Source organism: Herminiimonas aquatilis, assembly GCF_042665175.1.
In the GTDB taxonomy this organism is placed as follows: domain Bacteria; phylum Pseudomonadota; class Gammaproteobacteria; order Burkholderiales; family Burkholderiaceae_D; genus Oxalicibacterium; species Oxalicibacterium aquatilis.
In genome coordinates, this window is sequence record NZ_JBHTCC010000001.1 from 708,021 (window position 1) to 730,936 (window position 22,916).

Annotated in this window: 18 protein-coding genes and 1 pseudogene; 9 read left to right on the forward strand and 10 right to left on the reverse strand. The window is 60.0% G+C overall.

Annotation, left to right across the window (positions count from 1 at the left end):
• Window positions 1-2: 2 nt before the first annotated feature.
• The 5 genes from ACFQO0_RS03270 (at window position 3) to ACFQO0_RS03290 (ending at window position 1,948) form a co-directional block, all read left to right on the forward strand.
• A complete protein-coding gene (locus tag ACFQO0_RS03270) occupies window positions 3-353 on the forward strand; it encodes a DUF2793 domain-containing protein (RefSeq protein ID WP_382232601.1) in 351 nt (116 codons plus the stop codon).
• Window positions 354-418: 65 nt separating this feature from the next.
• On the forward strand, window positions 419-721 hold the full coding sequence (locus ACFQO0_RS03275; protein ID WP_045667466.1) for a DUF6127 family protein: 303 nt from the start codon (window positions 419-421) through the stop codon (window positions 719-721).
• The gene (locus ACFQO0_RS03280; protein WP_045667467.1) at window positions 718-945 is read left to right on the forward strand and encodes a DUF7940 domain-containing protein; all 228 of its coding nucleotides are present in this window, start codon (window positions 718-720) and stop codon (window positions 943-945) included. The genes ACFQO0_RS03275 and ACFQO0_RS03280 overlap by 4 nt, the downstream gene beginning before the upstream one ends.
• Window positions 942-1,451: a lysozyme gene (locus ACFQO0_RS03285; protein WP_045667468.1), complete on the forward strand. Its 510-nt coding sequence runs from the start codon at window positions 942-944 to the stop codon at window positions 1,449-1,451. The genes ACFQO0_RS03280 and ACFQO0_RS03285 overlap by 4 nt, the downstream gene beginning before the upstream one ends.
• Window positions 1,448-1,948, forward strand: a complete 501-nt coding sequence (locus ACFQO0_RS03290) for a hypothetical protein (RefSeq protein WP_158383886.1) — start codon at window positions 1,448-1,450, stop codon at window positions 1,946-1,948. The genes ACFQO0_RS03285 and ACFQO0_RS03290 overlap by 4 nt, the downstream gene beginning before the upstream one ends.
• Before the next feature lie 14 nt (window positions 1,949-1,962).
• On the opposite strand, the gene ACFQO0_RS03295 is transcribed toward ACFQO0_RS03290, so the two are convergent.
• The 10 genes from ACFQO0_RS03295 to ACFQO0_RS03340 form a co-directional block, all read right to left on the reverse strand.
• Window positions 1,963-2,976, reverse strand: coding sequence for a DUF4917 family protein (locus ACFQO0_RS03295; RefSeq protein WP_158383885.1), 1,014 nt, complete (start codon window positions 2,974-2,976; stop codon window positions 1,963-1,965).
• Window positions 2,977-2,981: 5 nt separating this feature from the next.
• Window positions 2,982-4,118 carry a 5-methylcytosine-specific restriction endonuclease system specificity protein McrC gene (gene mcrC / locus ACFQO0_RS03300; protein ID WP_382232602.1) on the reverse strand — a complete coding sequence of 379 codons (1,137 nt, stop codon included), beginning with the start codon at window positions 4,116-4,118 and terminating at the stop codon, window positions 2,982-2,984.
• Window positions 4,118-6,340, reverse strand: coding sequence for an McrB family protein (locus ACFQO0_RS03305; RefSeq protein ID WP_382232603.1), 2,223 nt, complete (start codon window positions 6,338-6,340; stop codon window positions 4,118-4,120). The genes mcrC and ACFQO0_RS03305 overlap by 1 nt, the downstream gene beginning before the upstream one ends.
• Window positions 6,341-6,352: 12 nt before the next feature.
• Window positions 6,353-9,343: a type I restriction endonuclease subunit R gene (locus ACFQO0_RS03310; protein WP_382232604.1), complete on the reverse strand. Its 2,991-nt coding sequence runs from the start codon at window positions 9,341-9,343 to the stop codon at window positions 6,353-6,355.
• Between the two features lie 2 nt (window positions 9,344-9,345).
• On the reverse strand, window positions 9,346-10,491 hold the full coding sequence (locus ACFQO0_RS03315; RefSeq protein ID WP_382232605.1) for a restriction endonuclease subunit S: 1,146 nt from the start codon (window positions 10,489-10,491) through the stop codon (window positions 9,346-9,348).
• The gene (locus tag ACFQO0_RS03320; RefSeq protein ID WP_382232606.1) at window positions 10,484-12,115 is read right to left on the reverse strand and encodes a type I restriction-modification system subunit M; all 1,632 of its coding nucleotides are present in this window, start codon (window positions 12,113-12,115) and stop codon (window positions 10,484-10,486) included. Before ACFQO0_RS03320 ends, ACFQO0_RS03315 begins: the two co-directional genes overlap by 8 nt.
• Complete coding sequence (locus ACFQO0_RS03325) at window positions 12,112-13,608, reverse strand: type I restriction-modification system subunit M (protein WP_382232607.1); 1,497 nt, start codon at window positions 13,606-13,608, stop codon at window positions 12,112-12,114. The genes ACFQO0_RS03320 and ACFQO0_RS03325 overlap by 4 nt, the downstream gene beginning before the upstream one ends.
• Before the next feature lie 65 nt (window positions 13,609-13,673).
• Window positions 13,674-15,083, reverse strand: a complete 1,410-nt coding sequence (locus ACFQO0_RS03330; protein ID WP_382232608.1) for a DNA-processing protein DprA — start codon at window positions 15,081-15,083, stop codon at window positions 13,674-13,676.
• Complete coding sequence (locus tag ACFQO0_RS03335; RefSeq protein ID WP_382232609.1) at window positions 15,080-17,158, reverse strand: RecQ family ATP-dependent DNA helicase; 2,079 nt, start codon at window positions 17,156-17,158, stop codon at window positions 15,080-15,082. Before ACFQO0_RS03335 ends, ACFQO0_RS03330 begins: the two co-directional genes overlap by 4 nt.
• A gap of 1 nt (window position 17,159) precedes the next feature.
• On the reverse strand, window positions 17,160-18,065 hold the full coding sequence (locus tag ACFQO0_RS03340; RefSeq protein WP_382232610.1) for a helix-turn-helix transcriptional regulator: 906 nt from the start codon (window positions 18,063-18,065) through the stop codon (window positions 17,160-17,162).
• A gap of 159 nt (window positions 18,066-18,224) precedes the next feature.
• Between ACFQO0_RS03340 and ACFQO0_RS03345 the strand changes: the two genes are divergently transcribed.
• From ACFQO0_RS03345 to ACFQO0_RS03360, 4 genes and pseudogenes are all read left to right on the forward strand, one after another.
• Window positions 18,225-20,102 carry an ADP-ribosylglycohydrolase family protein gene (locus ACFQO0_RS03345; RefSeq protein ID WP_382232611.1) on the forward strand — a complete coding sequence of 626 codons (1,878 nt, stop codon included), beginning with the start codon at window positions 18,225-18,227 and terminating at the stop codon, window positions 20,100-20,102.
• A 16-nt stretch (window positions 20,103-20,118) separates the two neighbouring features.
• A complete protein-coding gene (locus ACFQO0_RS03350; RefSeq protein ID WP_382232612.1) occupies window positions 20,119-20,628 on the forward strand; it encodes a hypothetical protein in 510 nt (169 codons plus the stop codon).
• Between the two features lie 86 nt (window positions 20,629-20,714).
• Window positions 20,715-22,049 (forward strand): AbiJ-related protein, encoded by a 1,335-nt coding sequence (locus tag ACFQO0_RS03355; RefSeq protein ID WP_382232613.1) that lies wholly within the window; start codon window positions 20,715-20,717, stop codon window positions 22,047-22,049.
• Between the two features lie 384 nt (window positions 22,050-22,433).
• A pseudogene (locus ACFQO0_RS03360) lies at window positions 22,434-22,748 on the forward strand (IS21 family transposase); the annotation flags it as partial.
• Window positions 22,749-22,916 lie beyond the last annotated feature (168 nt).

A 22,916-nucleotide genomic window follows, 5' to 3' on the forward strand; every position in this document is an offset into this window, starting at 1 on the left:
CCATGTCATCGACCGACCCGAACCTTGGGCTCAACTACGGCTGGACGCTCGGCGAGAGCGGCTGGGACACCGGCATGGACGCCAACCTCAAGCGCCTCGGCGCGGTGGTCGGCCTATCCGTGAAAGACCGCGACCTGACCACACCACCGGCCAGCCCCACCAACGGCGAACGCTACCTCATTCCTGCCGCCGCCACCGGAGTGTGGGCGGGAAAAACCAACCAGATCGCGGTGCGCATTGCCGATGCCTGGGAGTACCACTCGCCCAAGATCGGCTGGCTTTGCTACATCGAGGACGAGGCCAAGCTCTCGGCCTACAAGTCCACCGGCTGGAGCGCAGGCATCGCCATCTGATTTCCCATCTTCGCACCCACCAGAAACCCGCCCACGAGGCGGGTTTCGCATTTCTGGAGACTGCTATGACCGAACCCGAACAACAGCCTGCGCTCGTCGAGAACATGCTCCTGCTGCGACGCGAGGACTTCGACGAACTACTCGACCGCGCCGCAGAACGCGGAGCCGAGCGTGTGCTGGCGCACCTTGGCCTCGAAAACGGCCACGCAGCCCGCGACATCCGTGAACTGCGCGACCTGCTGGAAGCGTGGCGCGATGCCCGCCGCACGGCATGGCAGACCACCATCAAGGTCGTGACCACCGGCATCCTGGCCGCGCTGCTGGTGGGGGCCGCCATCAAGTTGAAGCTGATGGGAGGCGTGCAATGACCGCCAAGCCGAAGATCTGCCTTTTGGACGACTGGCGGCGCGTGTTGCGACGGGCCTGGAGCATCCGCTTCTCGCTGCTGGCCGCTGCCTTCACGGCGGCGGAAGTGGTGGTGCCGCTGTTCGGGGACGTGCTGCCGCGCGGTGCGTTTGTGCTGCTGGCTTTTGCCGCCAGCATCGGCGCAACCGTTGCTCGCATCGTGGCGCAGCCGGAGATGCACCGATGACCCGGACACCATCACCCGTGATGCGCAGGACGGTGGCCGGACTGACGCTGTCCGCCGCCGCCCTGGTCGGCATCGTGCTGCACGAGGGCTACACCGACCGCGCAGTGATCCCGGTCAAGGGCGATGTGCCGACCATTGGTTTTGGCACCACCACTGGGGTGAAGCTGGGTGACACCACCACGCCGCCGAAGGCGCTGGCTCGGGCGCTCACCGATGTGCAGCAGTTTGAGGGGGCGCTCAAACAATGCGTGACCGTGCCGCTGGCCCAGCACGAGTACGACGCGCTGGTGAGCTTCTCCTACAACGTCGGCAGCCGCGCATTCTGCCAGTCCACGCTGGTCAGGAAACTCAATGCCGGTGACTACGCCGGGGCGTGCTCCGAGCTGCGGCGCTGGCGCTTCTTCCAGGGCAAGGACTGTGCGCAGCCTACCAACGCGCGGCTGTGCGGCGGGCTGGCTACTCGGCGAGAAGCCGAATACCGGCAGTGCATCGGGGAGGCGTCGTGAGCGTGATTCCGTGGCCGTACCGGCTGCTGACCCTCGCGGCGCTCAGCGTCGCCCTGGTTGGCTTCGGCTGGATCAAGGGTGCGAGCCACGTTCAAGCGCAATGGGATGCCGCCATCCAGCAACAAGCCCTGCAAGCCGCCGCCGTCCGCGAACGGCAGGCGCAAGCCACCGTCAAGGTCGTTACGCAGTACGTCGATCGCGTCCGCATCGTCCGCGAGAAGGGCGACACCATCATCAAGGAGGTCCCCGTCTATGTGCCCGTTCAAGCCGATGCTGCTTGCACTATCAACCGTGGCTTTGTGCGCCTGCACGACGCTGCCGCCGCCGGTGAACTGCCCGAGCCCGCCCGAGATGCTGATGCGGCCGCCGCAGGCATTGCGCTCTCTACCGTCGCCGGAACCGTTGCCGCCAACTACCAGACCTGCCACGAGAACGCCGAGCAGCTAAGGGCGTTGCAAACGTGGGTCAGGGAGATGAAGGTTGCCAGCGAGCAGTAGGGTTCAGCACCGCATCATGGATTGTTCCAGCATCCAGGGCTTCGCGAATCGAAGAACATCACTCCTGTGTCAGGCAAGGACCGGCCAGCAGCCTTAAGCACTTGGTGGCAGAACGCCTGCTGATCTCCATCTGGCTGACCAGTGAAAACCGAGACGGCCATTCGCTTTGGCGGACTCGATGCGATGGCGTCGAGCACGTGTTGGTCTCGCTCGTCAAAGCTCCAGCCATATACGACCAGGCTCTCTCCAAGGGCGGGCAGCACCTCTTCATATACGTTCGTCAGGTAGTGACTTCGGCGAATCGCAGCGACCTTCTGATGACTGGTTCCCTCGCTAACAAACACGGGCACATAGTGCCCGGACGCCCACCTCCGGGTTATGGTGCCAAGCAAGTCACCTGCGCCTCCCGCGCCTACAGAAAGCTTTGTCTCATCACCAAGGTAGTCACGAGCAACCGCAAGACTGCCGTGAGGGTAGAAAACTAATGTTGCTCCTGCAGCGTGCCCATAGGGTCGCCGCAGATAATCCCAATCCGTCTGAAATTCCCCGTCGTGGAATGCGTCTTTGAACCAACTTCCGTGCGCCGCGTTGAACAGCAGCATTGCCCAGTACAAGGTGAGGTCGTAGTTCAGGCTGACGACCGTGGGAAACGCGCTTGCAAACGCACCGACCCGCTGTAGGTCGGTGGCAACATCGGCATGCACCGGATGCACGCTGTGCACGGCCTCGATCAGCGCTGTGCGAACCTCCTCATAGGCTGCGGAGATGGCGGCCGACGGCGTCCCCAATGCCCCGTTGACATGCTCGGCATACCAGCACGCGAGCAGAACATGCTCGAAGTCGGTTGTCCCGAGCTTCGCGAATATTGGGGCAGTAGTGGCGAGCAGTCCTTTTGCATCAGCAATGCCATGGAGTGTTGGGTATGCGAACTCTTTGTGGATGGCGATGCTGGCGCCGTTGCCCAGAAGGAGGGAGCTCCAACCGTCAGCGCTGATGTTTGCCCAGGTGTCGATGTAGATTCGATCCATGCTCTTCACTGGCCTGTCACTGACTGGATCGGGTCAAAGAATCGCAGCAGTTGCGATCGAATATCCGCCGTCGACGCAGTCAGATCCACGGTGGCAAAACGAATGCGATGCCCCTGGATCAGCACTGTCTCGTCGACCATCTGGCCAATCGCGGGATGCAACAACAATCCACTCGCGTGATCTGCAAGCGCATCGCCGCACCCAACCTGGGAGCGCAGATAGGCGTAGATCTGGTACACGTATCCGCTGCGCAGGGTTTCCTCACGGTACCAACCGCTCGTCACAATCGAGGTGAACTTGGTATCGATGACGATCCGCTGCCCGTTTGACGGGTGGTCGAGCACGACATCAGTTCGCATGGTCGGCAATATCTTGTCGATCCCCGCTGTCTTCTGCTCGATCTGCCAGCCCATCGTCCCGCCGCACAGCACCCGCCAGCCCTGCGGACTCAATACGACTTGGTAGAAGCCGCCCACCGCTCGCTCAAACAAACGACGTACCCACGTCGCTTCTCGGTCCGGCAGAGAGAGCACATTCGCACCCGACGCCTCCGTAGGTAGCACTAGGTCGAACGCCAGCTTTGCGGCTGCCACCATGAACCGGTCGTCCGCATCGTTACGGCCGAAACGATCGGTGCTCATTTGGGCGCGGGTCGGTGCGTCCCCTGATACACCCATTGCCTTCATGCCACCCGCAAGTGCGCGGCACCGATGGGCAACGTCCTTCCTCTGAACGATCCTGGAGATGGACTCCAAGGCTGCTCGGACGAAACGATTGCGTGGTGTGTCGATGGTGAGTTCGTCGAACCGGCACGCCACCAGGCCTCTATCCATCAACTGATGGCGTTCGGTGGTCAAGACGTCGATCCGGCCACGCACGCGATTGATGACTGCATCACGAGATCGATATCCAAGACTCAAGCGGCGACGCTGTCGCACCTCAACCGCGTGGGCAAGGATCTCCGCGACTAGATCCGGTAGATCGTCCGGGCTGTCTTCCAAGCCGATCTTGCCGATGCCGCGAGTGCGGAACAGGTCAGAGGCGTAGAGCATCAGCAGCCAGAGGTTGCGCACCGGAATGCGTCCGATGAACCCCTCAGCGCTCATGGATGCACTTTCCACCTGTTCTGCGACGGCGGTCATCACCAGCCCTGCGTCAGCCGTGCAATCGCCTTTTGTGCTTCGTCGGGCGCGTCGAACCAGTATTCATCCAGCAACGGGCCGATCTCCGTATCCACGACCTGCTGGAACCACTTCTTCGTGTCTCCCGCCTCCAGTCGATGTGCGGGTGTCACATAGCTGTGACCAATCCGGAATTGCTTGCCAAGGCGCGCATCCGTCGCGATCTGGTCGTTCAGCTCGGCGATACGGCGCTCGATATCCGCGACCAAGCCCGGATCGACAGCGCAATCCTTGACCACCCAATCCCGCCAAACCTGGCCGAGTCTCGGCTCCAGTCCAACGAAAGCAAAGCGGCGACGCAATGCCAGATCGACCAGTGCAAGCGATCGGTCGGCGATATTCATGGTGCCGACCACATAGAGATTCTCGGGAATATGGACGGGACGTCGTTTGCCGTCCGCATCCGGATAACAGAGTTCCAGCGCTTCGTTGGGCGTCCGTTTGCCCGCCTCAAGCAGCGTCAGCAACTCGCCGAAGATCTGCGCCGGGTTTCCACGGTTGATCTCCTCGATTACCACGACAAACTTCGACGAAGGGTCCTTCGATGCAGCCTTGATGGCTTCCATGAAGACACCGTCCGCCAGCGACAACTTGCCTTCGCCAGTGGGGCGCCACCCTCGAACAAAGTCCTCGTAGGACAGGTTGGGGTGGAACTGCACTGCACGGACCTTGCTGTCGTCCTTCTGGCCCATGAGCGCGAACGCGAGCCGTTTGGCTAGCCAGGTCTTGCCCGTGCCCGGAGGCCCCTGAAGGATGAGGTTCTTTTTTGTGCGCAGACGATCGAGCAAGCGGTCAATCTCGGCCCGCTCCAGGAAACAGCCGTCCTTGAGGATGTCCTCCACCGAGTAGGGAACGATTGGCGCTGCCACCTGAAAGGCTTCGCGAACTTCGCCTTCAGTTTCCTGTTCTGCTCCGGCATTGGTACCGATATCGCCAGCCGGCACAGGCTCGTCAACCGGGTCTTTGTACATCCAGGACGCAAGAGACAAGTCTGGGAAACTGTGGACGGGATAGCCGTCTTCGCCGAAGCGCGAACGCAAATCGTCCAGCAGCTTCAAATAGGCCCGACCATCACATGGGCCTTGCTGACCACTGATGGCGACATTCAGGCCGAGCCGCTTGTTGATGTAGTGGCGCGACTGGCTATCCAAGGTCAGGAATTCCCACGGATGCGCCCAGTAGAGACCTGTCGAAAGGTTCCATGCGACACCCCACACTTGGGTTGCCTCGTCATAAGCCCGGATGAAGGCATCGCGAGTGTCCAACTGGTCGCCATCGACCATCTTGCTCGCGGCAACGAATACCTTCCATAGCGCGTCGATGTCGCCCGCACCACGCTTGTCGGCATAGGCGAAAAACCAGGAACGTTGGTTGTTGAGAACGGGAATGCCTTCGAATGAAGGCGGGACCGGCACCGTCACACCCAGCAACTTGGCAAGTTCACCCGCGATGGTCTTGCGGTTGGCATCGGTCATGGATCGGTTAAAGGTGCCCATCGTGGTGAATGGGCAAATGTCCCGCAGCGGACCACTGGTTCCATCAGGAAACTTATCCTGGAGATAGGTCAGCCCCGGCACCCGGGACGCGATCTCGTGGATGCCCTCGATGAGCGGAGTTCGATCGTCTGCGTGGGCCAGCAGCTTTTCGGCCACTGCCTCGTAAAAGTCAGTCCACTCGAAGCGCTGCTTTTCTGGCAAAGTCGTGCCGTAACGCTCCCGCCAAAAGGGCTCGTTGCGAAAGCGATCTACATCCTGCGGCTTGCCGTCAAACGCAAATGCAATCAGCGCATCGTTCATCCATTCGCCGGGCAGCACACGCCAGATCGTTGCTCGGTGAGTGTAGAAGTACCACTCCCGTACCGGCTCGACCTTGGCCCAGTCCACCTTCACCCGCTTCCCGTCGTTCAGGTTTTCGGTGATCGTGCCGACCGCCTTGATGCCCATAACCGAAACCGCTCGGCCTCGGCTATCGAAAGGCAGGCCGTGCTTTCGCGTGTAAGACGACTTGATGGCGATCCGCTCTCCCGGGCGCATGGAACGCACCACATCGAGGAGCTTGTCGTCGTAGCCGTTCTCCCAAATTCCTTCTACAAGAAATCGCGGCATCTGATCATCGGTACCGCCGTAGCTGGCGCCGACAAACCAGGTTGCATGCGGTGCACTATCTATCGTCTGAGTGGTCATCCCCCGCCCCCTTTAGTAATACTGCCGGATGTAGCTGTAGGCCTTCTCGAACAGCTCTTCATCCGCATGCAGCTTGTATTTGAAGAGGGCTTTGCGCAGGGCCTTCTTGACTTCACGCTCACCGGCCTGCGTGCCTTGCCAGCCCGGGAAACGGACCAGTCGCACAATCTCGTCGATGTCCGCGACCACGCGTTCGACCATGATGGGCGTCTCAGCCGTCTTGACCTCGTTGAATAGTTCGGTGAGCGCCGCCTTGCCGCGATCCTCATCCTCTTCGGGCGGGACCTCCTTCTCGGCTTGCAGCGTCTCCTTGGCGATTTCCAGTAGCTGCTTCAGAAATTCGACGCTGTTGATCTGGCCAGACTCGAACCGGTCTTTCAGCGCATCAAGCCGCTCCGACAGCTTCTTGAACTTGGGATTGCCGCCATGCCCGCGCAACCGGCGCTTGAGCTTGATCTCGATCTCCTTGGCCTTCTTTGGGTCAGGGTTCGAGAGCACGGCCTCCAGCAGATCCGCGTCCAGCACCAAGGTGTCGAGGTCATCCCGCACCGCGTCGACATGCACATTCTGGTGGATCAGCTCGATGGTCTTGGCGCCCAGTGAATGCCAGATCAGCTTGCCGTGGCCACTGGACGGCTGCACCGACTGGTACACCTGCGACAACCACTTGTAGTCTTTCTCGAAGGGACCCAGAACGGTGTCCGGTGAAAGCGCCTCCCAGATCTTGTTGAGCACGCTGTACTCAGCAGCAAAGTTGTCCCGCACCTCATTGTTGGGCAGGCACTGCTGCGCGGCGATCAGGCCCTCATAGCCCTGCACGCTGCGGTCGCAGCCGGCGAAGAACGCCAGGCACTTCTGCATGGCTTCGGGCAGCTTGTCCTTCAGCTCCTGGATATTGCTGACCACCTGCTTGACGCTCTGGTCGTCGAACTCCAGCGCTGCTGCCACGTCGTCGAAGATGCCGAGGTAGTCGACGATCAGGCCGTGCGTCTTCTGCTCGGAGTAGGTGCGGTTCACGCGGCAGATGGCCTGCAGCAGCGTGTGATCGCGCAGCGGCTTGTCTAAGTACATGGCCTGCAAAATCGGCGCATCGAAGCCGGTCAGCAATTTGGCTGTGACGATGATCAGCTTCAGCGGGTCAGCCGGGTCGCGGAACCGATCCAGCAGTCGCTCTTCTTCATCGCGGCTTCGGTCGTAAGGCGCGTACTCAGGGTGTTCTTTTTTGTCCGCCGCCTGCACCGACATCACGATGTCTGTAGCCTCGGGCGGCAGCAGCTTGTCCAGCTCGGCCTTGAACAGCAGGCAGGACTCGCGATCGAACGTTACGATCTGGCCCTTAAAGCCGTTGGGCTCCACCTTGGCCTGAAAGTGCTCGACGATGTCTTCGCACACCTTGCGGATGCGCTCGGGCGTTTTCACCAGCACGGCCATCTTGGCGGCGGTCTTGGCAAGGTTGTCCTTGTCCAGATCCGACAGGCCGCCGGTCAGGTCTTTGTAGGCGGCATCCAGCGCGGCCTTGTCGATGTGCAGATCGATCAAGCGCGGTTCGAAGTGCAGTTTCAGCGTGGCACCGTCGCGGATCGACTCCTCAAAGCCGTAGCGGCTCATGTAGCCTTTCTCGTCCTCGTCGGCACCAAAGGCGTAGAAGGTGTTGCGGTCGGCACGGTTGATAGGCGTGCCGGTCAGGCCGAACAGAAACGCGTTGGGCAGGGCTTCCCGCATCTTGCGGCCCAGGTCGCCTTCTTGCGTGCGGTGGGCTTCGTCCACCAAGGCGATGATGTTGCTGCGGTCGTTCAGGCTGCCAGTGGCCTCGCCGAACTTGAAGATCGTGGTGATGATGATCTTGCGCACGTCCTGCGCCAGCAGCTGCTGCAGCTTCTCGCGGGTATCCGCCTTTTCCAGATTGGGAATGTCCGCTCCGGTAAACGTACCCGTGATCTGACTGTCGAGATCGATCCGGTCCACCACGATCAGCACGGTGGGATTCTTCAGGCCGGCATGCATGCGCAGCTTCTGCGCGGCAAAGACCATCAGCAGCGACTTGCCCGAGCCCTGGAAGTGCCAGATCAAGCCCTTCCTGGGGTAGCCCGCCAGCACGCGCTCGACGATCTTGTTGGCCGCTTCAAACTGCTGGTAGCGGCAGATGATCTTGATGCGCTGCTTTTTCTTGTTGGTGGCGAAGAGGGTGAAGCTGCCGAGGATGTCCAGCACCACATGTGGGCGCAACATGCTTTCAGCGGACAGTTTGAGCGACTTCAGCGGGTGGTGCTGACCATCGTCACCGTCGCCATCCAGATGCCACGGCCCCCAATCCTTGACCGGCAGGCCGATGGACCCGTAGTGGTAAGCCTTGCCTTCGGTCGCCACCGAGAACACGTTGCAGACGAAGAGCTCAGGTACGAACTTCTCGTAGTCGTCGTGCACCTGTACCGCGCCATCGACCCAGCTGATGCACTTCTTGACTGGCGTCTTGGCCTCGATCAGCACCAGCGGCAGCCCGTTGACCAACAACACCAGATCGGCACGGCGTTCGGTGGGGCCTGCGCGGTAGATGAACTGCTGGGTGACGATGTACTGGTTCTGCGCCAGATCATCCAGGTCGATCAGCCGCACCGGCACATGCTCGTTGTTGGGGCCGAAGGGCATCGAGCGCTCACCACGCATCCAGGCGGTCATTTCCTCGTTGGCGCGGATCAGGCCATCCGAGCGCACCGAGAGCACGATGGCACGCAGCTTGTAGAGCACCTCGTCGGCGCGATCGGGCTGAGCGGCAATCTCCGGGTTCAGGCGGATCAGCGCCTCACGCAGCCAGGGTTCAACCAGCACTTCCTGAATCTGGCGCGGCACCTCAGTCGGGGCGGCGTAGCGCCAGCCGATGCCCTTGGGGCTAGGACCATAGCTGGCGAGCGGTTCCTGAACGGTGTTGGCCGGGGCCGCCTTGATGGGACCGGCGAGAAGGTCGCGGACGTAGGCTTCGACGGTGTTTGATTCTGTAAATGACATGGCTATTCGCTCCCGGCCCCAATAAGTACGGCCAACTTCATTTGGCTCAACCCTAGTAACCGAGAGTTAGTGGCCTCTTTGATCTTGCTGATTTGCTTTATTTGGTCACAGATTTCTATCTGTTTAGTCAGCGGCAATATTGGAACAATAATCCTTCCGACATCATTTGCTGATGCTCGCTGGCGCCCTGTCGAGCCCGACATTGTTCCGGCTGCCTGAGAATGAAAAACTCGCGACGTGATCAGGTGATAGAGGAACTGCTGGTCTGTTCCATCTTTTGCGCGGAAAACAATAAACTCTGTCGAGCCACCACATTTCTTTATTGAAACGGGAACCTGCGCAATCTTTCCGTTTTCCAGGCAAGGCGTAATTCTTGCCATCAAGATGTCTCCACCTTGGGCTCTGACACCACCTCTTTGACCCTTCATTTCAATTCTGGATGGGTCAATCAGTTGTGTCCAAGGATCGACCGCTTCCATCGGAATAAACGGATCATCTTCGGTGAGGGAGGAAACCTTTGGGTTTATCTCTGCAATCTGACTGATCGGCTTTTGAGTTAGAGATTCGTCACTCCATACGTAGTACTGAAAGATGGCGTCTATCAGTGAGGAGCACCTTTCCACGAGGGATATCAATTCGTCGGAGTTGCTCTCAATCTCACGCAACAACCCTACTATGCGGAGTTGCTCTTCAATTGGTGGCAGCGCAAACTCCTGTACAGCCATCGTTTTCCAGTTAATCGTAGGCGACAGCGAACCTACGGAAATTTCTACTGCGCGGTTCATGAAGATATCGCTCTGCATGAAGAACGGGAGAAATTCTGGAATCACAACGTCAGGCTTGGCTCGCAGCACCATGGCATGTGCCGAACAGATGCCATCGAACTCGGCGACACCGAGTTTGCGCTGATAGGCCCGGCGTCGCCCGAAAATGATGTCGCCCGTCTTGAACATAAGTTTGGTCGCTTCGACATCGCTGGGCGTACCCCAGCGACGAATCTTGAGCGAGTCCGCATCGAGATGCTCTAGGCCGATGTAGTGCTCCATACCGGATTCGGATGGGTTGTCGATACGGACATTGACGTTTGTCGCCATCTGCTCGAAGCGCCAGACCTTCCAACCAGGTTTCAATTTTTTGTTATCAGACACGCTCGATGTCCTCCGTAATCAGTCCATCCAGCGTTTCCACCAGTGCGTCCATCTGTTGCCAGAACGCGCGGCCATCGGTTTGCCATTGGCCCCAGGCAGAGCGCAGCGATACCGCGTCACCATTGCTGTCGGTGGCGATGGCGGCGGCAATGCGCTTCACGTACATCGGGATCGACAGGTTGCCGGCATTGGCGCCGATTTCGGCCAGGGTGGCGACCTTGGCGAAACCGGGCACGTCCGCAAAGGTCTTGTAGGCGGTCAGGATGCGCTGTTGATGCTCGGGCTTCAGAAAACTCTGCGCGCGCTCGCGGGTCACCTCGTTCACCGCGTCGATGAAGATCACCTTACCCTTGCGCGCAGCCGTTTTCTTGCGGTTGCAGATGACGATGCACGACTCCATCGGGGAGTTGTAGAACAGGTTGGGACCCAGGCCGATGACCGCCTCGACCCAGTCTTGCTCGACCATCTTGGCGCGCATCGCCTGCTCCTCGTTACGGAACAGCACGCCGTGCGGCCAGAGCACGGCACACCGCCCCTTGGCGGTGAGGCTGGTCAGGATGTGTTGCTGAAAGGCGTAGTCGGCACGCCCCTGCGGTGGCGTCCCCAGTGAGTTGCGCCCCCACTTGTCGCTGCTCCAGGCCTCGCGATTCCATTGCTTGATGGAGTACGGCGGGTTGGCCAGGATCACGTCGAACTGGCGCAGGCGGTCGCCTTCGATGTGCTTGGGTTCGGCCAGAGTGTCACCCCGGATGATTTCGAAGTCCTCCACGCCGTGCAGGAACAGGTTCATGCGAGCGATGGATGAGGTGATGAGGTTGCGCTCCTGCCCGTAGAGCTTGAGCGTGCGGTACTCGCCGCCCGAGCGCTTCACTTCGTCCAAGGCCGAGATCAGCATGCCGCCGGTACCGCAGGTGGGGTCGTAGATGGACTCGCCGGCCTGAGGTGCAAGAAGTTGCGTCATCAAGTGGACGACGGTGCGGTTGGTGTAGAACTCGGCAGCCGTGTGGCCGGAATCGTCCGCGAACTTCTTGATCAGGTACTCGTAGGCGTTGCCCAACTCGTCCTCGGGGACGTTGGCTACCGAGAGCGTCTGCGTCGAGAAGTGCTCGATCAGGTTTTTCAGCGTTTCGTCGGGCAGACGCTCGCGGTTGGTCCAGGGCGCGTCACCGAAGATGCCGTCGAGCAGATCCGGGTTGGCGCTTTCGATGGCGCGCATGGCTTTCTGGATGGCGGCGCCTACGTTCTTGGGTGCCTGGCGAACATCGTTCCAGTGCGCGCCCTCGGGAATCTGGAAACGGTGGTTCTCGGCGAACTGCGCGTAGGAGAGGTCGCCGCCTGAGTTGGCCAAAGCCGCTTGGTATTCCTCCTCCCACACATCCGACACGCGCTTGTAGAACAGAAGCGGGAAGATGAACTGCTTGTAGTCACCCGCGTCGATGAGACCGCGCAGCAGTACGGCGGCACCCCACAGGTAGCTTTCGAGTTCTTGTTGGCTGATGCGTTTGGTGCTACGAGCTTTCTCTTGTTCCATCTGGGCAAATTTTTCCTTCAGTCGAGCACGCGCAGCATTAGCCAGTTCTTCAGTAAAGATCTTGTTGTCTTTGAATGGGCTGTCCCAACTCATCGCAGCCATCTCCCTTCAGTCATGACCTGCGCGAGCCGTTCTTCGGCTTTACGGCAGCGGGTGAGCGCGTCCTTAAATGCCGCGATGGCATCGGGCAGCGGTGGGATGTCTTCTTGCAATGGCGGCAGGACATAGCGCGAGATGTTCAGCGTCCAGTCCTCGGCTTTGATCTCGTCGAGACTGACCACCCGGGCCGCGTCCTGCACATCGGCAAAGCCGCGATACCAGCTGAGGATTTCGGTGGCGTGCTCGGGCTCCAGATAGTTTTGCGCGCGGCCCCGGCGGAACAGGCGCGACGCATCGGCGATCAGTACCTTCTTCTTGTGCTTGGCCGGCTTGCGCTTGCGCAGAACCAGGATGCACGCGGCGAGCCCGGTGCCGTAGAAAAGGTTGGGCGCCAAACCGATCACCGCCTCGACCAGATCCATCTCCAGCAGCTTCTGGCGGATGTTGCCTTCCACACCTTTGCGGAACAGGGCGCCCTGGGGCAGCACCACGGCCATCCGACCACTGACGTCGGCCATCGACTTGACCATGTGTTGCACCCACGCGAAGTCACCGCTGGATGCCGGCGGCAGACCGGCAAAGTTGCGGCCGAAGGGATCGTTCAGCCACAGGTCCTCGCCCCACTTTTCCAGCGAAAACGGCGGATTGGCGATGACGCAGTCGAAGGTGGCCAGCCGGTCGCCCTCGAAGAAGGCCGGGTTGCGCAGCGTGTCACCACGCACCACATGGAAATCCTCGATGCCGTGCAGGAACAGGTTCATGCGAGCAATAGAGGAGGTGGTCAGGTTTTTTTCCTGGCCATAGAGCTTGCCCCACAGACGCTTGACGTCACCGTGGGTCTGGCGCACGTGTTCCACGGCCGCCAACAGCATGCCGCCCGTTCCGCAGGCCGGGTCATAGATCGTGTCTGCCTCCTTCGGGTCCAGCATGTCGATCATCAGGCGTACCACGCTGCGCGGGGTATAGAACTCGCCGGCCTTCTTGTTGGTGGCGTCGGCGAACTTCTTGATCAGGTATTCGTAGGCGTCGCCAAGCAGATCCGAGTTGACGTTCTTGTTGCCAAACGGCAGCTTGGAGAAGTGCTCGATCAGGTCCTTGAGCAAGGCATCAGACAGCCGATCCTTGTTCGACCACTGGGCATCGCCGAACACGCCGTAAAGGGTGTCTGGGTTCGCCTTCTCAATCTCGCGCATCGCGCGCTGAAGGGCCGTCCCAACATTGCTGGCCTTGGTGCGAACGTCATTCCAGTGGCAGTCTTCCGGGATCTGGAAGCGGTGCGATTCCGGGAACCAGGCCAGTTGCTCGTCGCCGGTCTCATCAACGATCTCCTGGTACTCCTCGTCCCAGACGTCGCAGATGCGCTTGAAGAACAGCAGCGGAAAGATGTAGGTCTTGAAGTCAGCCGCATCCACCGGGCCGCGCAGGATGTTGGCGGATTCCCAGAGGTGACCTTCGAGTTGGCTGAGGGTGATTTGTTGGTCGCTCAAACGAATGGCCCTTCTATATCAATGCCGTCGCACTGCGGCTTGTGTTCTTGTTTGGTCTTCATCGGTTACTCGAACAGCCGCTTTTGCTTGACGATGTAGCCCGCAGGTTTCTTCTGTTTTTCTAGTACGCCTTCGTCAACCAGGCGCTGCAACCACGCCTTGGCCTGCGCATTGGAAACGTCCAGCGCCGCTGCTACTTCGGCGTCCTTCATCGGCGCACTCAAGAGTTGCTGAATCGCAGCGCGCACGGCAGCGAAGAGCGCTTCGGCAGGGGTCGATTCCGGCTGCGGAGATTTCTTGGCCTCGTCTATAGGCGCCACGGCCTCTGGCGTGACTGGCGGCGGTTCTTCCAATGCCTCAGCGGGTGGCTGCGCATCGGAAACAACGTCGACCGGTGCCGATGGCTCACTCGCGGCCTGGGGCGCTGGCGCGGTGTCGGGTGGCACGGGCGCCGTTGGCTTGGCGTCAGCCGACGTTGGTTCTTCGTTTGAAAACAGCGCAAAACCAACCTGTGGGGATGCCGTCGGCGTGGGCATCGCCACGTTGAACACGTCCTCGAACGAATCCACGTCTTGCGGGTTCGGCCAGGGAAGCGCGCCTTTCTTTCGCAAACCATCTAATCCGGCTGAAGACTCGCCCGTCGATCGAATGAAGACCGGGACGAACTTGAGTTTGTCGAGCTGCTCGACAGCGCCCGCCCAAGTGCCACCTTTGTTGAGGTCGGAACTGACCACCAGTGAGGTGTCTGCCAGGGCATAGATCAGCTTGTTCCGCTGCATGGCGTTGCCGACATTGAACCCGGCACTCGGGTCGTAGGGCGAAATCAGGACCAGTTGCCCATCGAGCAGCAGGTTGCGGTGCTCGCGGTTCATGGTGGTCTTTTCCAGACTGTCCGCCAGAACGCCACAAACTTTTCCACCTCCCTCAAGCGCACCTCGCATGGCGGCCTGATCGATGCCCTTGGCGCCACCGGAGACAAGCGTTCTGCCTGCCCGAGCAGCGAGCCGGCCAACTGCCATGGTGTAGTCGATGAGGGCGTCGTCCACATGCCGCGATCCGACGACGGCAAGCCCACCGGTTTCGAGCAAAGCCATGTCGCCACAGCCGTAGAGCACTGCCGGCGCATCTTCACGAAGGCGGGTCTTCAGGCGACGCGGATACTCGGCGTCGGCGCGACTGACCACCCAAATGGCGCGGGCTTGCCAGCGCTCGATCACTTGGCTCAGCAGGAATCCGCGCCCCAGCAATTTCTGCAGGCGGCTCTCGTCAATCACCGGTTGGCACGCACGCAGGATCTCAGTTGCATCCGGCGAGAGGAGATCCGCAGGCTGACGCTGGATCTCGCGCAAATGACGCGCGAGACGTTTGTATTCACCTGGCGAGAGCAGATCCGATGACGCAGTGCCTCGTCCGGCAATGAGCGGCGCCGTCAGCAGCAGGATCGCCTGTGTATTGGGTGAGAGGACTGGCGTCATTCGTCGTGCCCCGTCTGTGAAAGGGCCATCGGCCAAACTGCACCACTACCGCTTTTGCGCAGCAGCCATGCAGCCACCGTCAGGGTCCAGCGCGAGTCGACCATGTCATCCACCAGGAGGACCGGGCCGGGAGGAATGGGCTGGCCGTTGAGTGCGAGCGAACCATCAATGTTGCGCGCCTGTTGTGTACTGTTTGCCATCGTTTTCTGTTCGGGCCTTGCGTCGGTTTTTGCGATGACCATATGAAACGGCAGACCCAGCGCAGCAGCCAAGCGTTGCGCGAAATTCGGCACCAATTCGGGATGCCGAAGCGAAGGAACGCAGGTCACCCAGGTCGGGCTCGGCTGCGGATTCCACTCTTGAATCATCTTCACGCACGCAGCAACGAGGTCATCGGAAAAGTGGCCGTCGTGGTACTTACCCTGTCGAACCAAGCCGCCCCAACCGGCATCGCCCCAGACGCAGAGGGCTTTGCCTGGCTGCGCTTGATAGGGAATGGTGGATGCGGTGTGAATTCCGTACTGCGGCATTCCCCCCACGGGCCATTTTTTGCGAGGCTCGATGGGCAGACTTGTGCGACAAAGAAATTCCTCGGCTTCCCGAACCAGCAACTGATCTACGTCTTCGGACAGCGGCGGCAACGACGGTGGGCTGACGGTGCTTGAATCGCCATCAAGCGCATCAATCAGAAAGCCCATGTGCTGCCCGAAAGGCCGAGAGACGTATTCCTGCATTTGCTGGAGCTCGGCACGCCTCAATTTGGTGAGCCGGTCTGCTCGCGCCCAGAATTCGTCTCCTAGCTCGGCTGCAGTAAGCTGCCACTTCGTACCTTGCTTGGCGATCGGCGCTGGAGATTCGAGAGACAGTGCCGTGATAGTCTTCTCGATGCGACCTTTGCTCATGTTCACGCAGGTCATGAGGTCAGGTATTGAAAGTCCTTCCGGTGCCTCATTAAGAGCCCCCAGGACATCGTCTACCTCTTGGCGAGTTGGGAACGCGCTACGGATAAACCAGTCGGTAATTCCTTCTTCTTCATCTCCGCTCAAGAGCACGCCATATGCAGATTCCAGCGCTCTTCCTGCGCGCCCTACTTGCTGGTAATAGGCGACAACTGAGCCTGGCATCTGAAAATGGATAACGAATGCCAGATCCGGCTTGTCGTAGCCCATACCCAATGCGGTGGTCGCTACAAGTGCCTTAACCTTGTTCTCCTGCAGAGCCTGCTCTAGCTCCTCACGCCGATCACCTGTCTTACCTGTATAGGCCTCTACAGCAAAGCCCTGGGCCTTGAGCCAATCCGCCAGTTGATTGGCATCTCGGATAGTGAGTGTGTAAATGATGCCGTGCCCTGGAAGTGAACTGAGTTGCTGCGCGATCCATGCCAGACGGACAGCCTGACTGGGTAAACGCATCGTCTGCAGCGTCAGAGAACTTCGATTCAGGTCACCGCGCAGCACCTTCATGTTGGGGCCGAGCACAGCCACAAGGTCTTCCATAACGCGATCGTTTGCTGTTGCCGTTGTGGCCAGTAGCCGCAGATTGGCTGGAAGCGTTCTGGCGATACGTTCCAGCAGTCGGTAGTGAGGACGGAAGTCGTGACCCCAATCGGAAATGCAATGGGCCTCATCGATAACCATCAGCGAAATCTGCCCTGCGATACCAGCTAGAACCTCTGTGTTAAACCAGTCGTTACCCAGCTTTTCTGGCGCTATCAGCAGAATGTCCACTTCGTTTCGACGCAGCTTGGCTTCAACCGATTTCCATTCCTCCTGGTTATCGGAGTTGATGGTGGCGGCGCGAACCCCCATCCGTTCTGCCGCTGCGATCTGGTTTCGCATCAGCGCCAGCAGCGGCGAGATCAATAACGCCGGGCCGGCTCCAGCTTCCCGCAGCAACTTGGTCGCGATGAAGTAGACAAAGCTCTTACCCCACCCGGTTTTCTGCACGACCAGCAAGCGCCCTTTGCCTTCGACGATGTGACGAATGGCATCTTCTTGGCCGTCGCGGAAAGTGGCATCGGCGCGTCCGGAGCCGATGCGGAGAAGTTCCAGCGCGCGTTTTGGGTCGTAGACCACGTTATTGCTCTCCCTTGTTTTGGTCGGGCGAGCGGTACCCCGGCGCCAACACAGCGTTCTTGACGCCGTACAGCGCCAGGTGATCTTTCAGCCAGAGCCTGAATTCATAACCGCGCAGACTGTGGTCCGGAGAGCAGTCCACACTCCACTGCCGCAAGATGTATCCGGCGGTGGCAGCACGCAGCTTCATCCGTAGTGACCCGCGAACCATGCCGTAATCCATCTCCGTAATTTCAGGGCGGGGCTGGTCCGGGTGCGGCACCATCTCCAGCTCCACGATCCGGGTCCATTGGATGTCCTGATCACTGCGCTCATGGGGCTGCACATCTGCATCCCTCATAAGGAACGGGCGCTTGATCCGCGTGATGACGAAATCCCGGAACTCTTGGGATTTCCGGTCGAAGGCGCGGACGTGCCAGCGCAGGCCGTTGTCGATCAGCGCGAACGGGACGATCTCCCGCTCGGTACGGCCACTGGAAATGGAGTGGTACTCAATACCGAGCGGACACTCCTGGTGAATCGCACGGGTCACGCTCGCCAGCACATCCAGATCCGGATGCGTGAGCCGTGACGGGCTCTCGCTGGCTACCCACGCCTTGAGCCGCATCGGCTCACCGTCGCCAAAGCCCTGGGTCAGCCACGACAGCACCCGCTCCGGGGGGAAGTCGAACACGGGCCGGAAATCCGGCCCCATGACGTAGGACTTGCCCTTGGGGTCGTAGTCGATGTTGCCCGGGGCCAACTCCTTGTACAGCGCCAGATCCCTGGATGCGGCGGCGGACTGGATGCCAAACCGAGTGACCAAGTCCTGACGGCGTATCTCCCCGATGAAGCGCACGCGCAACTCCACGAACGCGAGCCGGTCGCGTTGTGGCTGGGTTAGATCTGCAAGCTGTTCGTTTGACATCCTGGCTGGCTCGTTCGGGTTAGCGAATGCTTGTACGGGTTATTGCGGAAAGTATATGGTCTGCCCTAGAATCTGTCCATGACTCTATTTTGATTTGTGTGTGCGTCGTATAGTGATAACCACAAGCGGCGCAGCGATAAAAGGATCGGTACGGGCGCCATGCAAGATTTCGCAGAGCTTCATCTCAAGCCAGAGACGCTGGCGCAGTACGGGTTGCCGGACATCCCGTACCCCGTCCCCGCGACCGATCTGAAGTCGGCACTGCTCGATAAGGGGGACCTGCCGCTGGCCGTAATGCTGCACGGCCTGCAGCGGCGTAGCCGGGATGGGGAGGCCGAATGGCAGCAGGTCGAACCCGCAATGGATCGGCTTGCCGAGCTATTGGCGCCCGACGATGCCCGCGATGTCGTTTCAGCCGCTGGTGACCACTGGTGGCTCGAGGTCGGGCCCGTGGACCTCGGCGGCAAACTGGTCACCATCCAACGTGGCGATGCTCTGATCGCTGCCATCACCGCCCGGGACGACGGACGCTTGCGGGTGGCGGTGTTTCGCCCGTTGGACGCCAAGAGCGCGGAATACCTGATCGGGCTGGGGCAAGTGCCTCACCCTGAGCACGGTGTCTGCATGCGCGAGAACAACTGGGAGTACGCGCTCGACTGCTCCGCCGGCAACGGCAACTACTACGCTGCCGACCGGGGCGAGGCCTACCTGTCCTACTGGGAGAAAGGCCTGGGCATCAGTTGGGACGGCTCCGATGTGCCCGAGTGGCGCAAGCAGCTGGACCTCGTCGCCCGACCCGTCGCCCGCGTAGTCGCAGAGTTGGGCGTCTACTACACCTTGTCCGGCAATGAGGACGAGGAGCCTGTTGCCGATGCGGGCGCGGCGGAACGAACCGAGACGCCGGCACCTCCGGCCTGGCGCAGCAAGCGCCAGCTAAAACGCACGGTCCAGGGGCGGTTTCTGGGCTGCCTGCTAGGTGGTGCAGTAGGCGATGCGCTGGGCGCACCGGTTGAGTTCATGAAGCGGGCCGAGATTCTGCGTCGCTTCGGCCCGAAGGGAATCACCCAGTACGCACCGGCTTATGGTGGTCTTGGGACGATCACCGACGACACGCAGATGACCTTGTTCACCGCCGAGGGCCTGATCCGAGGCTGGGTGCGTGGCTGCTTCAAAGGCATCACGACCTATTCCGGGGTAACGGCGCATGCCTATTTGCGCTGGCTGCAAACCCAAGGCGAACGTCCGACATGCGACATCGACTTCGGCACCGATGAGCCTGGCTGGCTGTTTCGGCAGGGTCAGCTGCACAGCCGTCGCGCACCGGGCAACACCTGCCTGGCGGCCCTGCGGGCGATGAGCTCCCTCGGGGAGCCGGCCCGCAACGACAGCAAGGGCTGCGGGGGCGTCATGCGGGTTGCGCCGGTCGGTCTGTTCGCCTGGCGCATGCGTCAGTACGAATCCCCTCAAGACGCCTTCCGGCTAGGTACCGAGTTGGCTGCGCTGACCCATGGCCACCCGACCGGAGCCCTGACCGGTGGTGTGCTGGCGGTGCTGATCCTGGCGCTGACCGATAGCGCGTCGCTGCGCGAGGCATTGGCCGCCGCCAAACTCATCCTGCGAGCCGAGCCCGGCTTTGAGGAGACGCTGCGGGCAATCGAAATGGCGGAGGAGTTGGCCGATTCCGGTTTGCCACATGAAGAAGCAATAGCCCGGCTGGGCCAGGGCTGGATCGCCGAGGAGGCCCTGGCGATCTCCATCTATTGCGCGCTGGTCGCCCGCAATTTCAAACATGGCGTGATCCTGGCGGTGAACCACGATGGCGATTCCGACTCGACCGGAGCAATCGTCGGCAACCTGCTGGGCGCGATGCACGGCGTGAAGGCGATCCCTGCCGAATGGCTGGAGCCGCTGGAGCTGCGCGAGGTCATCACCGAATTGGCGGAAGACCTCTACGCCTTCAAGGATTGGGCGATCGGCGAGTACAGCGACAAAGAAGAGCTGAACCAGCGGATCTGGCGGAAGTACCCGGGATTCTGAGATGGAGTGAACTGGCATGAGCGGAAATCGATGGGACCAGCCGGGTGTGCCCCACAAGGGATGGCACTGCGTGGACGTGGTCGACCTGCGGGCCGACGGCGAGTCGGCGGACGAAACCGATTACGCGACCTGCCAGATGTGCGGCAACGAGAAGATCCGCTACGTCCACATCATGGAACACCCGGATCTGGATGAGAACTTCGACGTCGGCTGCGTCTGCGCCGAGAAGATGAGTGGCGACTACGAAGGACCGAAACGGCGTGAGGCCAAGTTGCGCAACCGGGCAGCACGCCGAACCCGATGGCTGCAACGCAAGTGGCGGGTGTCCGCCAAGGGGAACAGCTTCCTGAACGTCGATGGGCACAACCTCGGCGTCCACATGAACAAGTTCAAGCGGTGGGGCTACCGGATCGGCAGCCGGTTCAGCACCAAGACCTACGCGACCAAGGACGAAGCCAAGCTGGCGCTGTTCGATGACTTCTGGGCCGCGACCCAGGATGACGAGCGGCTGTGGGCCAGTGACTGATCAGGGAAACAGATTCGATGTCGCATAACTTACCCAGCAGCACACCGCGAGACGGAAGCCCACTGCTCAAGGGCAAAAGGCCTGATTTGATCGAACTGATCGCCGCTACCCTTCATTCAGTAAAGGCGTATGACTTGCCGGCGGAATGCGAGCGGCTCGGATTGGCTACCGGGACAGGTAGCGAAGCGCACTCCAGCAAGCGCGTGTACGTGCGAAGCCGCCTCCAAGGGCTGAGCAACGATCAGCTTCTCCAGCTCGCACGCCAGGTTGAGCAGGATCACGTCAGTTTTTCGCTGAGCGAATTTCTCCGACTGTTGGACGAGTCGAGCGACGGTCAGGCAGTCACTGAACTCACGCGGCGCTCGATCCTCAAGCTGCTGAACGACATGGATCTCTTCGGCGAACTCCCGCTTGTCGAGCAATTGTCCAAGATCTGGCCATTACCGGAAATGCGTGGCGCGGGCTTCGAGGCAAACTTGGAGGAGTCCGTTATACGTCACTGCGTGACCAACGACGACTGGACCAACGCTGAATTGCTCGAGGTGGTGGGCGCACTGAGCTGCTCCCGACAACTGTTCTTCAAGTTGCTTGAGGCGGTCGTCTCTCCAAATGCCCGAAGAGGAAAGGAGCAGGCGCAGCTCGTTGAAAAACTGAATACTCTCCTCAAGGCGGACGGCTTCCAGCTAAGGCCATCGGGGAGCATCTCAGGACATTCGGCGTTCGCGGTGAATCGAATCAGTGGTGGCGTATCTGGTGCGCCCAAGAATTTGATCTTCGCGTCGACGGGTCCGAAGCCGGAGATCGTCATCCAGGATGCCATCAACAATGACATCCGAATCGTAAGGAATGAAGAGCACTGCCTCGTGTACGACCGCCCGATTCAGGCCAACGGGCTTACCAAGGAGGAGATGCTCTCGTGGTGGAAAGAACGGCAAGGCACCCAGGACGAATCAGATGCACGACGATCGCTTTCTCAACGTCTGATGGCATCTCTGGCATCTGACGGCGAGCGAAACGTATTCAGCGTCTACTACCGGGCATTCAAGGATCTCGGTGACAAGCTGCCAGCCCTCATTCCGCAGGTCTATCTGCATTACGACCCATACACGCTGGCACAGCTCGGCGGGGTTGGACGCTTGTCTCGGCAACGCATGGACTTCCTGCTCCTGTTCAGCGACTCAGGCCGTGTGGTCGTCGAGGTTGACGGATCTCAGCACTTCGCCGAAGACGGGAAGCCATCCCTCGCAAGGTACGCGGACATGGTGGCGGCCGATCGTGACCTCCGGCTCGCCGGGTACGAGGTCTATCGTTTCGGGGCCAACGAGCTCACCGGCCACGGGTCGCCGGAACGGATCGAAGCATTCTTCCGGCGCTTACTTCGGAAGCACGCGGTCCTTCCCGGAGCCGGTTCGGCTGAGTGATGCCATGCCAACCGATCCGGAGTTGCGGACGTGGGTTCAATTCCGCAAACGGGAATCGAACTGGCGTCCTGGCTTAGGCACTTGGCTGATGACCTCGGCCGGGCAGAACTGGTAGGATTGTTGGCAGTTGGGGCTGGATTCCGCACCTTTCCGCTGGAGTTCGCAGCGGTTCTAAGGCGCTGAGTTACATAGGTTTGGCGCAGGGTTCCACCCCACCACCAGAATGTAATAAAGCCTTTGAGAATCAGTAAGTTACTGGTTTTCAAAGGTTTTTTTTCGTCTTTGTGCCCTGTGGATGATACACAACGATCGAAAAACCAATGCCGAGCCATATGCATACGAGCCTCTGTGGAAGGATGTTGTTAATTTACATCCAAAACTGGAGTGATCGACGTGGCTTTACTTGGAATTATTCGACCTGGCACCTTCGTGACCAGGTCTCATTGAGGGAGATATCAAGGCGATTGTGTATCTCTCGAAACACCGTCCGGCGCTATCTGCGCGCTGCAACTGTCGAGCCAGCTTTCGCTGATCGACGTCCCCGACTTCTCTCGACAAATATGCGTTCAAGCTTTCGGCCTGGCTAAAAACCGAGGCAAGCAAATCTCGCAAGCAACGACGAACTTTGAAACAGATGCACATCGGCTTATGTGCGTTACGATTTGAATGGTCTATGACCAGATTGCAGCCTTCGCCAGACAGTAGAAGGTGGATCAGTCAGAGAGGATCACCACTGCGAGAAATTTAACAATGCGGGGGCTTTGTTCTCTTGTTTTTATTGTCTTGTTTTTGTTGCCATGCACAAGTGCACCCGATAGCATAGAAACGCACAAAGCTTGCCCTCTCTATGTTTATTGGAAGAGAACA